The sequence below is a fragment of the Streptomyces sp. NPDC058812 genome (assembly GCF_042744565.1).
Lineage (GTDB): Bacteria > Actinomycetota > Actinomycetes > Streptomycetales > Streptomycetaceae > Streptomyces > Streptomyces thinghirensis.
The window spans coordinates 331,646-343,807 of the sequence record NZ_JBHYOB010000001.1 but is presented as its reverse complement, the minus strand read 5'-3'; the positions used below and the strand labels follow the sequence as shown (position 1 = coordinate 343,807).

At 70.0% G+C, this 12,162-nt stretch carries 13 protein-coding genes; 3 read left to right on the top strand and 10 right to left on the bottom strand.

Annotation, left to right across the window (positions count from 1 at the left end; all coding sequences use genetic code 11):
* Positions 1-8: 8 nt before the first annotated feature.
* From era to ACFW48_RS01565, 9 genes are all read right to left on the bottom strand, one after another.
* The gene (gene era / locus ACFW48_RS01605) at positions 9-962 is read right to left on the bottom strand and encodes a GTPase Era (protein WP_193776243.1); all 954 of its coding nucleotides are present in this window, start codon (positions 960-962) and stop codon (positions 9-11) included.
* A gap of 70 nt (positions 963-1,032) precedes the next feature.
* Positions 1,033-1,386 (bottom strand): cytidine deaminase, encoded by a 354-nt coding sequence (locus ACFW48_RS01600; protein WP_386309377.1) that lies wholly within the window; start codon positions 1,384-1,386, stop codon positions 1,033-1,035.
* Positions 1,387-1,474: 88 nt separating this feature from the next.
* The gene (locus ACFW48_RS01595) at positions 1,475-1,834 is read right to left on the bottom strand and encodes an MmcQ/YjbR family DNA-binding protein (protein ID WP_386309376.1); all 360 of its coding nucleotides are present in this window, start codon (positions 1,832-1,834) and stop codon (positions 1,475-1,477) included.
* Positions 1,831-3,135, bottom strand: a complete 1,305-nt coding sequence (locus ACFW48_RS01590) for a hemolysin family protein (RefSeq protein ID WP_386309373.1) — start codon at positions 3,133-3,135, stop codon at positions 1,831-1,833. Before ACFW48_RS01590 ends, ACFW48_RS01595 begins: the two co-directional genes overlap by 4 nt.
* Positions 3,132-3,629: an rRNA maturation RNase YbeY gene (ybeY, locus tag ACFW48_RS01585; RefSeq protein WP_386309370.1), complete on the bottom strand. Its 498-nt coding sequence runs from the start codon at positions 3,627-3,629 to the stop codon at positions 3,132-3,134. The genes ACFW48_RS01590 and ybeY overlap by 4 nt, the downstream gene beginning before the upstream one ends.
* A gap of 12 nt (positions 3,630-3,641) precedes the next feature.
* The gene (locus ACFW48_RS01580; RefSeq protein WP_386309368.1) at positions 3,642-4,721 is read right to left on the bottom strand and encodes a PhoH family protein; all 1,080 of its coding nucleotides are present in this window, start codon (positions 4,719-4,721) and stop codon (positions 3,642-3,644) included.
* 154 nt (positions 4,722-4,875) lie between these two features.
* Positions 4,876-6,213: a GH1 family beta-glucosidase gene (locus ACFW48_RS01575; protein ID WP_386309366.1), complete on the bottom strand. Its 1,338-nt coding sequence runs from the start codon at positions 6,211-6,213 to the stop codon at positions 4,876-4,878.
* Between the two features lie 57 nt (positions 6,214-6,270).
* Entirely contained in the window at positions 6,271-6,537 is a 267-nt protein-coding gene (locus ACFW48_RS01570; RefSeq protein ID WP_310873461.1) for a protealysin inhibitor emfourin, read from the bottom strand.
* A gap of 21 nt (positions 6,538-6,558) precedes the next feature.
* Positions 6,559-7,629, bottom strand: a complete 1,071-nt coding sequence (locus ACFW48_RS01565) for a M4 family metallopeptidase (RefSeq protein WP_386309363.1) — start codon at positions 7,627-7,629, stop codon at positions 6,559-6,561.
* A gap of 351 nt (positions 7,630-7,980) precedes the next feature.
* Between ACFW48_RS01565 and leuA the strand changes: the two genes are divergently transcribed.
* Positions 7,981-9,702, top strand: a complete 1,722-nt coding sequence (gene leuA, locus ACFW48_RS01560; protein ID WP_386309361.1) for a 2-isopropylmalate synthase — start codon at positions 7,981-7,983, stop codon at positions 9,700-9,702.
* Between the two features lie 184 nt (positions 9,703-9,886).
* Positions 9,887-10,582, top strand: a complete 696-nt coding sequence (locus ACFW48_RS01555) for a TerB family tellurite resistance protein (RefSeq protein WP_386309360.1) — start codon at positions 9,887-9,889, stop codon at positions 10,580-10,582.
* On the opposite strand, the gene ACFW48_RS01550 is transcribed toward ACFW48_RS01555, so the two are convergent.
* On the bottom strand, positions 10,579-11,133 hold the full coding sequence (locus tag ACFW48_RS01550; RefSeq protein ID WP_386309358.1) for a GNAT family N-acetyltransferase: 555 nt from the start codon (positions 11,131-11,133) through the stop codon (positions 10,579-10,581). The two genes, ACFW48_RS01555 and ACFW48_RS01550, sit on opposite strands and share 4 nt — an antisense overlap.
* Before the next feature lie 255 nt (positions 11,134-11,388).
* Here ACFW48_RS01550 and ACFW48_RS01545 point away from each other — a divergent pair, with 255 nt between their 5' ends.
* The gene (locus tag ACFW48_RS01545; RefSeq protein ID WP_386309356.1) at positions 11,389-12,162 is read left to right on the top strand and encodes an SCO2525 family SAM-dependent methyltransferase; all 774 of its coding nucleotides are present in this window, start codon (positions 11,389-11,391) and stop codon (positions 12,160-12,162) included.

Genomic DNA, 12,162 nt, shown 5'->3' with positions numbered 1-12,162 from the left:
GAGCGCGCTCAGAACCCGAGCCGCCGCAGCTGCTTCGGGTCGCGCTGCCAGTCCTTCGCGACCTTCACGTGCAGGTCCAAGAAGACCGGCGTGCCGAGCAGTGCCTCGATCTGCTTGCGGGACTTGATGCCGACGTCCTTCAGGCGCTTGCCCTTGGGGCCGATGATGATGCCCTTCTGGCTGGGACGCTCGATGAAGACGTTGGCGTGGATGTCCAGGAGCGGCTTGTCGGCGGGGCGGTCCTCGCGCGGGAGCATCTCCTCCACGACCACCGCGATGGAGTGCGGCAGCTCGTCCCGTACGCCCTCCAGCGCGGCCTCCCGGATCAGCTCGGCGACCATGACCTGCTCGGGCTCGTCGGTCAGGTCGCCCTCGGGGTAGAGCGCGGGGCCCTCGGGCAGCAGCGGGGTCAGCAGGTCCGCGAGCAGGTCGACCTGCTGGTTCGCCGTGGCCGACACCGGGACGATCTCCGCCCAGGTGATCCCCAGCTCCTGGCCGAGCTGATCGATCGCGATCAGCTGCTCGGCCAGGGTCTTGGAGTCCACCAGGTCGGTCTTGGTGACGATCGCGACCTTCGGGGTCTTCTTGATCCCGGCCAGTTCCTTGGCGATGAAGCGGTCACCGGGGCCCAGCTTCTCGTTCGCGGGCAGGCAGAAACCGATGACGTCCACCTCGGCCCACGTCGTCCGCACGACGTCGTTGAGCCGCTCGCCCAGCAGCGTGCGCGGCTTGTGCAGCCCCGGGGTGTCCACCAGGATCAGCTGCGCCTCCGGGCGGTGCACGATGCCCCGCACGGTGTGCCGGGTCGTCTGCGGACGGTTCGAGGTGATCGCCACCTTCTGCCCGACCAGAGCGTTCGTGAGGGTGGACTTGCCCGCGTTGGGGCGGCCCACGAAGCAGGCGAAACCGGCCCTGTGGACAGCTTCGGCCGACTCTTCGGATGACTGGGTACGAACGCTCATGGCGCCCATTGTCCCTGATCCCCGGAGCCCCGCCGTACCACGGTCGTCCACCGGGCCCGCGACGGTCGGGTCAGCCCGCGCGCACCGTGTCGCGCACCGTGCCGTCCGGACCGGCGACGAGCACCGGCGTCTCGGGACCCCCCAGGTCCCGTACCGCCGCCCGGTCCTCCTCCGCCGCCGACTCCGCCTCCGTCACCACGGCCGCCGCCTCCAGCGACTTCGCGCCGGACGCCACCGCCATCGCCACCGCCGTGCGCAGGGCGCTGAGCCGCAGGGAGTCCAGGGCGACCGTGCCGGCGACGTACGTGCGGCCGGTCTCGTCGCGTACGGCCGCCCCCTCGGGCACACCGTTGCGGGCCCGCGCGGAACGGGCCAGGGTCACGATCTTGCGGTCCTCGGGATCGAGGGCGGGAGTCTCGGTCATGAGGCGAGCATACGTAGCACCGCCGGCCGCGGACCGGTCACCCCGCCACCGGGTACATCGCCCCGCGCCGGACCGCGGGGGCAGGCGCTCAGGGGCGGTCGAGGCGGAGCCTGTCCGCGCGCGGCAGGCCGGCGACCACCAGGTCGTACGAGTCCTCGACCAGCTCCCGGACGACACGGTCCGGGAGCCCGCCGTCCACGGTCACCGTGTTCCAGTGCCGCTTGTGCATGTGCCAGCCGGGGACGATCAGCCCCGGGTGGTCGGCGCGCAGCCGGATCGCGTCGTCCGGGTCGCACTTCAGGTTGACCGTGAGGGGGTGCCCGTCCAGGAAGGACAGCGCGAACATCTTGCCCAGCACCTTGAAGACCGAGATCTCGGGGCTGAAGGGGAAGTCCTCCACCGCGGCGTTGAAGGACAGACAGAAGTCGCGCAGTTCCCCGGGGGTCATTCCGACACGGCCTCCTCGGCGCGCTTCACCGCGCCCACCGGCTCCACCAGCACCGTCACGATCTTGTTCCGGCGGCCCGCCGCGGCCTCCGCCGTCAGCCGCAGCTCGCGGCCGTCGGGCAGCTCCACGATCGACGAGGCACCGGCGATCGGCACCCGGCCGAGTGCCTTCGCCAGCAGACCGCCCACCGTCTCGACGTCCTCGTCGTCGAACTCCTCCAGGCCGTACAGCTCGCCCAGGTCGCCGATGTCGAGGCGGGCGGTGACCCGGAAACGGTCCTCGCCCAGCTCCTCGACGGGAGGCAGCTCCCGGTCGTACTCGTCGGTGATCTCGCCGACGATCTCCTCCAGGATGTCCTCGATGGTGACGATGCCCGCCGTGCCGCCGTACTCGTCGATGACGACGGCGACGTGGTTGCGCTCCTTCTGCATCTCGCGCAGCAGGTCACCGGCGTTCTTGGTGTCGGGCACGAAGAACGCCGGGCGCATCGCCGTGGAGACGAGGTCGCTCTCCGCGTCCCGGCTGATGTGGGTCCTGCGGACCAGGTCCTTCAGGTAGACGATGCCGACGATGTCGTCCTCGCTGTCCCCGGTGACCGGTATCCGCGAGAAACCGGAGCGCAGGGCGAGGGTGAGCGCCTGCCGGATGGTCTTGTAGCGCTCGATGACGACGAGGTCGGTCCGCGGGACCATGACCTCCCGCACCAGCGTGTCGCCCAGCTCGAACACCGAGTGCACCATGCGGCGCTCCTCGGCCTCGATCAGGGACTCCTTCTCGGCGTAGTCGACCAGCGCGCGCAGCTCCGCCTCGGAGGCGAAGGGGCCGCGGCGGAAGCCCTTGCCGGGGGTGAGGGCGTTGCCGATGAGGATGAGCAGCGACGGGATCGGGCCCATGATCCGGGCCAGCGGCACCAGGACGTACGCCGCCGCGGTCGCCGTGTTCAGCGGGTGCTGGCGTCCGATGGTGCGCGGGGACACCCCGACGGCGACGTACGAGACGAGCACCATGACCGCGATGGCGATCACCAGCGCTTCGCCGGTTCCGTCGAACTGCTTCAGACAGGCGTACGTGACCAGTGCGGCGGCGGCCATCTCGCAGGCGACGCGGACCAGCAGCGCCACGTTGAGGTAGCGCGTCGGGTCGGCGGCGACCTTGGCGAGCTTCTCGCCGCCGCGCCGCCCGGACCGTACGGCCTCCTCGGCGCGGAAGCTGGAGACCCGCGCGAGCCCCGCCTCCGCGCACGCGGCGAGCCAGGCGATCACGACCAGGGCGACCGCGCCGGCGATTAGCGGGAGGCTCATGAGACGGTCGGGGCCGGGGACGGGCCGGTCAGGCCCTTCTCCGCACGCCAGCCGTCCACGATGGCTGCCTGCAGACCGAACATCTCGGCCTTCTCGTCCGGCTCCTCGTGGTCGTACCCGAGCAGGTGCAGCACTCCGTGGACGGTGAGCAACTGGAGCTCCTCGTCCATGGAGTGCTGCGTCGGTGCCTCGGTGCCCTGCCTGGTGGCGACCTCCGGGCAGAGCACGATGTCGCCGAGCAGCCCCTGCGGCGGCTCGTCCTCGTCCTTCGCCGGCGGACGCAGCTCGTCCATCGGGAAGGACATGACATCCGTCGGACCCGGCAGGTCCATCCACTGGATGTGGAGCTGCTCCATGGCGTCGGCGTCCACGACGATCACCGAGAGCTCGGAGAGCGGGTGGATGCGCATCCGCGCGAGGGCGTAGCGGGCGATGTCGAGGATCGCCTGCTCGTCGACCTCGGTTCCGGACTCGTTGTTGACGTCGATCGACATGGTCGTGCTGGTCTACTTCCCCTTGGCCTTGGCACCGTGCTTGGGTGCGCGACCGCCGTTGTGGCCGCCGTTCTCGGTGCCGTTCCTGCTGTCGTACTGCTCGTACGCGTCGACGATACGGCCCACCAGCTTGTGCCGGACGACGTCCTGGGACGACAGCCGGGAGAAGTGGACGTCCTCGACGCCCTCCAGGATGTCCTGCACCTGCCGCAGACCGGACTTCGTGCCGCCGGGCAGGTCGACCTGCGTCACGTCACCCGTGATCACGATCTTCGAGTCGAAGCCGAGGCGGGTCAGGAACATCTTCATCTGCTCGGGGCTCGTGTTCTGGGCCTCGTCCAGGATGATGAAGGCGTCGTTCAGCGTCCGGCCGCGCATGTACGCCAGCGGCGCGACCTCGATCGTCCCCGCCGCCATCAGCCGCGGGATCGAGTCGGGGTCGAGCATGTCGTGCAGCGCGTCGTACAGCGGGCGCAGGTACGGGTCGATCTTCTCGTAGAGCGTGCCCGGCAGGAAGCCGAGCCGCTCGCCGGCCTCGACCGCGGGGCGGGTCAGGATGATGCGGTTGACCTGCTTGGACTGCAGGGCCTGCACCGCCTTGGCCATCGCCAGGTAGGTCTTGCCGGTGCCCGCGGGGCCGATGCCGAAGACGATGGTGTGCTTGTCGATCGCGTCGACGTACCGCTTCTGGTTCAGCGTCTTGGGGCGGATCGTGCGGCCGCGAGAGGACAGGATGTTCTGCGTGAGCACCTCGGCCGGGGTCTCCTGGCCGTCGCTCTCCCCGTTCTCGCTCGCCTTGAGCATGGCGATCGAGCGTTCCACTGCGTCCTCCGTCATCGGCTGCCCCGTGCGGAGCACCAGCATCATCTCGTCGAACACGCGCTGGATGAGGGCGACGTCATGGGTGTCGCCGACCGCGCTGATCTCGTTTCCCCGGACGTGGATGTCGGCCGCCGGGAAGGCCTTCTCGATCACGCGCAGGAGGGAGTCGCCGGACCCCAGCACGGTCACCATGGGGTGCTGGGCGGGGACGGTGAACTGTGCTCTCGCCTGCCCCTGCGCGGGGGTGTGAGCTGTGGGTGTCTGAGTCATGGGCCGGCGCTCGAGGCCTGCAAGTCCTCCTCTGCGGCGTGCGCCGCGTGACTGGCGTGTCTGATGTCTCCAGCGTACGACTCCCCACCGACAGCGCCGAGGGCTTTTATCCGACCGGTGCCCGGCGTACCGCCCGCGTTCACTCCACGCCCGGTCACCCTCCGTGGCCGGGCGTCACCGAAGGCCGGTCCCGCTGCGCCCGCAGTACCTCACGGAACCAGCCGTACGACGCCTTGGGCGTGCGCTGCCGCGTGTCGAAGTCCACGTGCACCAGCCCGAACCGGCGCGCGTACCCCTCGGCCCACTCGAAGTTGTCCAGCAGCGACCACACGAAGTAGCCGCGCACGTCCACGCCCGCCTCCAGCGCCCGGTGCAGGGCGCGGACGTGCCCGTCGAGGTAGGTGATGCGGTCCTGGTCGTCGAGCCCCTCGTAGGAGCAGCCGTTCTCCGTGATGACGACGGGCGGGAGCCGGTCGCCGTAGCGGTCGCGGAAGCCGGTGAGCAGCTCGGTGAGCCCCTCGGGGACCACGGGCCAGCCGAAGTCGGTCAGCGGCCGGCCCTCGATCCCGCGCACCGAGAAGGGCAGTCCGGCGGGGAGCGTCAGGCCCCCGGACTCGCTCTCCGCGCCCTGCGGGGCGCCCACCCTCGTCGGCGCGTAGTAGTTCACGCCGTACCAGTCCAGCGGCTCGGCGATGATCTTCAGGTCCGCCCGCACGTCCCCCGGCATCAGCTCCCCGATGCCGTCCGGGTAGCGCCCGGTCAGCACGGGGTCGGCGAACAGCCGGTTCAGGAGGACGTCGTAGAACTCCGCCGCCTCCCGGTCGGCCGGGTCGTCCGACGCCGACCAGGTCGGACCGTGCGAGTTGGCGATCCCGATGTCCGTGGCGCCCGACGCGCGCAGGGCGCGTACCGCCAGGCCGTGCGCGAGCAGCTGGTGGTGGGCCACCGGGAGGGCGTCGAAGAGCAGCTCCCGGCCGGGGGCGTGCGCGCCGAGGGCGTGGCCCAGCAGGGTGTGCTCGGCGGGCTCGTTCAGGGTGATCCACTTGCCGACGCGGTCGCCGAGCCGGTCCGCGACCACCGACGCGTACTGAGCGAAACGCGACGCCGTGTCCCGTTCCAGCCAGTCCAGGCCCACCGGCAGGTCCCAGTGGAAGAGCGTCGGCACCGGCCGGACGCCCGCCGCGCACAGCTCGTCGACCAGCCGGTCGTAGAAGTCGAGTCCACCGGGGGAGTCCACCCGCGGCCAGGAGACCGAGAAGCGGTAGGCGTCCACGCCCAGGTCCGCCAGGAGGGCCACGTCCTCGCGGTAGCGGTGGTAGTGGTCGCAGGCCACCGCCGCCGTCGAGCCGTCCTTCACCCGCCCCGGCTCGGACGTGAAGACGTCCCACACCGAGGCTCCCCGCAGCTCGGCCGCGCCCTCGATCTGGTGCGCCGAGGTCGACACGCCCCACAGGAAGCCGTCCGGGAACCGGGGTACCGGGTTCGTCGCCATGCGCGGATCATCCGCAGGGCCGGTGAGGGAAGTCAACGCCCTTGCCCGGCAACGGCGTTACGCACCCTCCTTCAGTACCCGCGAGATCAGCCTCCGCTGCTCGTCCGTCAGCCGGGGATCGGCGGCGTACACCGTCTTCCCGTCCACGGTGATCTGGTAGCTGAACCCGTCCGGCACCCCGACGGGCGGCGTGCCCCGCCCGTCGGCGGCCGCCCGCTCCGCCAGGGCGTGCCACTCGGCCGCGTCGGGGCGTCCCGCGGTGTCGACCTCCGCGTGGCGTTCGATGCCCGCGAAGCCTCCTGTGCGCCTCACCTGAATCCGCATGGGTCCGTGTCTAGTACGGAACTAGAGCGTGCGCACCCCGACCTGCTCCCAGGCCTTGCGCACCGCCTCCAGCTCCTCGGCGTCGCCGTAGCGCTCCCGGGCGGCCTTCACCGTCAGTGTCGCGAAGTCCACGAACAGCGCGTCCTGCGCCAGCTCGCCGCCGGTCAGCACGTCGTACCAGACCAGTCCCGCCCGCTCCCAGGCATGCCCGCCGAGCGCGGTGGCGACCAGGTAGAAGGCGTGGTTGGGGATGCCGGAGTTGATGTGCACGCCGCCGTTGTCGCGGCCGGTGCGCACGAAGTCGTCCATCGTCGCGGGCTGCGGGTCCTTGCCGAGGACGTCGTCGTCGTACGCCGTGCCCGGTTCCTTCATGGAGCGCAGTGCCACCCCCGTCACGCGCGGGGCGAGCAGCCCGGCGCCGATCAGCCAGTCGGCCTCGGCGGCGGTCTGGCCGAGCGAGTACTGCTTGATGAGGGCGCCGAAGACGTCGGAGACCGACTCGTTGAGGGCGCCCGGCTGGCCGTAGTAGGTCAGGTTGGCGGTGTGCTGGGTGACGCCGTGGGTCAGCTCGTGGCCGATCACGTCGAGGGGGATGGTGAAGTCGAGGAAGATCTCCCCGTCCCCGTCGCCGAAGACCATCTGCTCGCCGTTCCAGAAGGCGTTGTTGTACTCGCGGTCGTAGTGCACGGTGGCGTCCAGCGGCAGCCCGCCGCCGTCGATGGAGTTGCGCCCGTACACCTTCAGGAAGTGCTCGAAAGTCGCGCCGAGGGCCGCGTAGGCGCGGTTCACGGTGGCGTCCTTGCCGGGCTCGTCGCCCTCCCCGCGCACCTTCTTGCCCGGCAGGTCGGTGCCGTGCCGGGCGTCGAAGATCGTGCGCTGCGGCCGCTCGGGCTCGGCGTCGGCGCGCGGGGCGACGGTGGGGGCGCCGATCACCGTGGTCAGCCGGCGGTGGGTGCGCTCGAAGGCGTCGCGCTGGAGGGTCCGGCGGGCGGGACCGGCGAGCACGGGGTCCTCGTGCTGGGCGAGCCTGTCGAGGACGTGGGGCGGCACGATGGTGCAGAAGACGGGCTCGAGGCCCCCGTATGTCGTCATGTCCGGCACCCTTGCACCGCGTGATGTGACTGTCACCACCCGCAACCATGATTGATGAAAAGCGGCACCAAGACGCCCCCCTGGCCGACGGTTAGTGGTATACGGCACTTTTTGTCCCGGTTCCCTCCATGGTCCCGCATACTGATACGGACCCGCGTGACCGGCGTGACTCGGCTATGGTGCTGGGCATCATGCGTTTCGGGCTGCTTCTCCTTAGCTGCCGCGGCGAGGGCCTGTAGAGGCCGACTCCCTCCCCGCGGAGCTTGGTGGTGCCGTCGGCCGTCCTTCCGGAACACGCGGACGTCGCGGACGTCGCGCACACCGCGGACATCACGAGGAGCCCACGCCATCATGGCCAACCGCCAGCAGCCCAGTTCCATGCCGACCGCCAAGTACCGCGGGTACGAGCAGGTCGACATCCCCGACCGCACCTGGCCGGACCGGCGCATCACCACCGCCCCCCGCTGGCTCTCCACCGACCTGCGCGACGGCAACCAGGCGCTGATCGACCCCATGTCGCCCGCCCGCAAGCGCGCGATGTTCGACCTGCTGGTCAAGATGGGTTACAAGGAGATCGAGGTCGGCTTCCCGGCCTCCGGCCAGACGGACTTCGACTTCGTACGGTCGATCATCGAGGACCCGGACGCCATCCCGGACGACGTGACGATCTCCGTACTGACCCAGGCCCGCGAGGACCTGATCGAGCGCACGGTGGAGTCCCTGAAGGGCGCCAGGCGGGCCACCGTCCACCTGTACAACGCCACCGCCCCCGTCTTCCGCCGCGTCGTCTTCCGCGCGTCCAGGGACGACATCAAGCAGATCGCCGTGGACGGCACCCGCCTGGTCATGGAGTACGCGGAGAAGCTGCTGGGCCCCGAGACGGAGTTCGGCTACCAGTACAGCCCCGAGATCTTCACCGACACCGAGCTGGACTTCGCCCTGGAGGTCTGCGAGGCGGTGATGGACACCTACCAGCCCGGCCCCGGCCGGGAGATCATCCTCAACCTGCCCGCCACCGTGGAGCGTTCCACCCCCTCCACCCACGCGGACCGCTTCGAGTGGATGCACCGCAACCTCTCCCGCCGCGAGCACGTGGTGCTGTCCGTCCACCCGCACAACGACCGCGGTACGGCGGTGGCCGCGGCCGAGCTGGCGGTCATGGCCGGCGCAGACCGCGTCGAGGGCTGCCTGTTCGGCCAGGGCGAGCGCACCGGCAACGTCGACCTGGTCACCCTGGGCATGAACCTGTTCTCCCAGGGCGTCGACCCGCAGATCGACTTCTCCGACATCGACGAGATCCGTCGCACGTGGGAGTACTGCAACCAGATGAAGGTCCACGCGCGCCATCCGTACGTGGGCGACCTGGTCTACACGTCCTTCTCCGGCTCCCACCAGGACGCCATCAAGAAGGGCTTCGACGCCATGGAGGCCGACGCGAAGGCCAAGGGCGTCACCGTCGACGACATCGAGTGGGCGGTCCCGTACCTGCCGATCGACCCCAAGGACGTCGGCCGCTCCTACGAGGCGGTCATCCGCGTCAACTCGCAGTCCGGCAAGGGCGGCATCGCCTACGTCCTGAAGAACGACCACAAGCTGGACCTGCCCCGCCGGATGCAGATCGAGTTCTCCAAGCTGATCCAGGCCAAGACGGACGCCGAGGGCGGCGAGATCACGCCGACGGCCATCTGGGACGTCTTCCAGGACGAGTACCTGCCCAACCCGGACAACCCCTGGGGACGCATCCAGGTCGCCAACGGCCAGACCACGACCGACGTCGACGGCATCGACACCCTCACCGTCGACGCCACGGTCGACGGCGCGGAGACCACCCTGGTCGGCACCGGCAACGGACCGATCTCGGCGTTCTTCCACGCGCTGCAGGGCGTCGGCATCGACGTACGCCTGCTGGACTACCAGGAGCACACGATGAGCGAGGGCGCCTCCGCGCAGGCCGCGTCCTACATCGAGTGCGCCATCGGCGACAAGGTGCTGTGGGGCATCGGAATCGACGCGAACACCACGCGCGCCTCGCTGAAGGCGGTCGTCTCCGCCGTCAACCGCGCAACTCGCTGACCAGCCGAATCGGCGGTTTGAGGCCCCGCTCGCCGGAAAACGGCGGGCGGGGCCCCGTCGTATACCGGCCAACTCCGTGTGCAGGTCACGGAAAGGTCTCTTCCCGGGTACTGACTCCACGTCCGTGATGTGGCTAACATCACGCCAGCGCGACGATGCTGTCGCGCGGTTACGGAGGTGCGACGTGCTGCCTGAACGGGGACGAAACGGCCGAGCTGCCCGGCTGCCGCGCATCCTGGGCACACGCACCGCGTGGACACCCGTCGGCGACGGCGAGTTCTTCTGCCCCGGCTGCGGAGGCGACCGCAACTACCAGCGGCTCACCGGCCGCCGCCGCTTCACCATGCTCGGCGTGCCCGTGCTGCCGCGCGGTGAATCGGCGCCGACCGTCGAGTGCGCGGCCTGCCGCCGCCACTACGGCACCGACGTCCTCGACCACCCGACCACCACCCGCTTCTCCGCGATGCTGCGCGACGCCGTCCACACCGTCGCCCTGGCGGTCCTGGCCGCGGGCGGCACCTGTTCCCGTACGTCGCTGGAGACGGCGGCCGTCGCGGTGCGCGCGGCCGGCTTCGAGGACTGCACCGAGGATCAGCTGAACGCGCTGGTCGAAGCGCTGGAGGCGGACACCGGCCGGGTCCACGGGGAGCCCTGCGTACCCGGCCTGGCCATAGAGCTGCACGAGGCGCTGGACCCGCTGGCCCCGCACCTCGCCGCCGTCGGCCGCGAATCGATCCTCCTCCAGGGCGCCCGCATCGCCCTGGCCGACGGCCCCTACACCCCCGCCGAACGCGACGCCCTGGCGACGGTCGGCGCGGCCCTGACCATCTGCTCCGACGACGTGACCCGCCTCCTGGAGTCGGCGGGCACGCCCTCCTAGCCCTCCTGGCCGCCCGGAAGGTCCAGGCGCAGGATCTGGCGGTCCATCCCCGGGCCGAAGTAGTCCCGGCGCAGGCCCGCGTCGGGTTCCTCCGGGTGGAAGCCCAGGGAGCGGTAGAGCAGGATGGCGGCGAGATTGGCCGGCTCCACGGTGAGGCGGACCACCTCTATGCCGTCCCGGCGCAGCCGGGTCAGGACCTCCGTCATCAGCTCCCGGCCCAGCCCGTGCCGGCGCCGGTCCTGGGTGACGCACAGGCCGAGTATCCAGCTGTCCCCGCCGAGCGCCCGGGTGGCGGCCAGTACGTAACCGCGCAACCGGCCCGTGCCGTCGTCGAGTACCAGGAAGTGTTCCTCGTACATGTCGAAGAGCTGCCGCAGGAGGAAGCCGGGATAGGCGACCTCCTGGAAGACCTCCTCGTCGAGCCGCCGCAGTTCGGGCAGGTCGGCCTCCCGCGCCGTCCGCAGGACCAGTGGCAGTGTCTCCGGGTACGGAACCGGCCTCGTGAGCTGTTCGTGGCGGCCCAAGGAGCGTTCCAGCGGTTCGGCGGTCATGCCACCCCCAGTCAGGACGTGCGGACGTCAACTCGACGACACCGGAACCGCTCACGAAGGAATGAGCCTTCATATGGCGGCCGGTGACCCCTTCTGGCTAGAGTGAGCTTCCAACTTCCCCCGTGCAAGGGCGAGTTCGGTTGTGCGACGATGCGCCGGACGTGCGCCCGGCGGAAGAGGACTGGCGTGTTCCCGGCTGTCTCGACATGTCCTGGCGGCTTACCGTGCACGACACTGGGGCTTGTCCGGAATCGAATGGAACGCGGCAGGGTGACTATGGATCGCAATGCCGACGCACCGTGGTCGAAGTTCGATCCAGAGGTGTACGTCGACAACAACTACCGGACACCACTCGAAGTCGATCTGCTGATCGTCCGGTTGATGCGTGACTATTTCAGCCGCTGCTTCTCCGGAGGCGTCCCGGATTCGGTGCGGGGTGTCGACGTGGGCGCCGGTGCGAATCTCTACCCCGCGCTCTCCATGCTGCCGTGGTGCGAGAAGGCGCTGCTGCTGGAATACGCGCGCCCGAACGTCGAATACCTGGAGAAGCAGGTCTCCCCGGACGGATACGACACCGCGTGGGACGCGTTCTGGGAGGTGCTGCGCGAGTCGCCCCCCTACGCCGCCGTCGAACCGCGAAGCCGCGTCAGCGAGATCGTCCGGGTGGAGCGCGGCAACCTGTTCGACCTGGAGCACGGACACCGGCGCTGGGACATCGGGACGATGTTCTTCGTCGCCGACTCGATGTCCGAGTGCCCCGACGAGTTCCACCGGGGAGTGCGGTGTTTCATGAACGCGCTCAGTGAAGGCGCGCCGTTCGCCGCCGCTTTCATGAAGGAGTCGGTCGGCTACCGCGTCGGCGAACACGACTACCCGGCCTACCGGGTGAACGAGAGCCGGGCCAGGGAGAGCCTGGAACCGTTCACCGGAGAGCTGGAGATCCACGATCTGCACCACATGGTGCGGCCGGGACACGAGGGAATTCTCCTCGCCCTGGGGCGGCGCAATTCGGAGGTTGCCGCCCCCTAG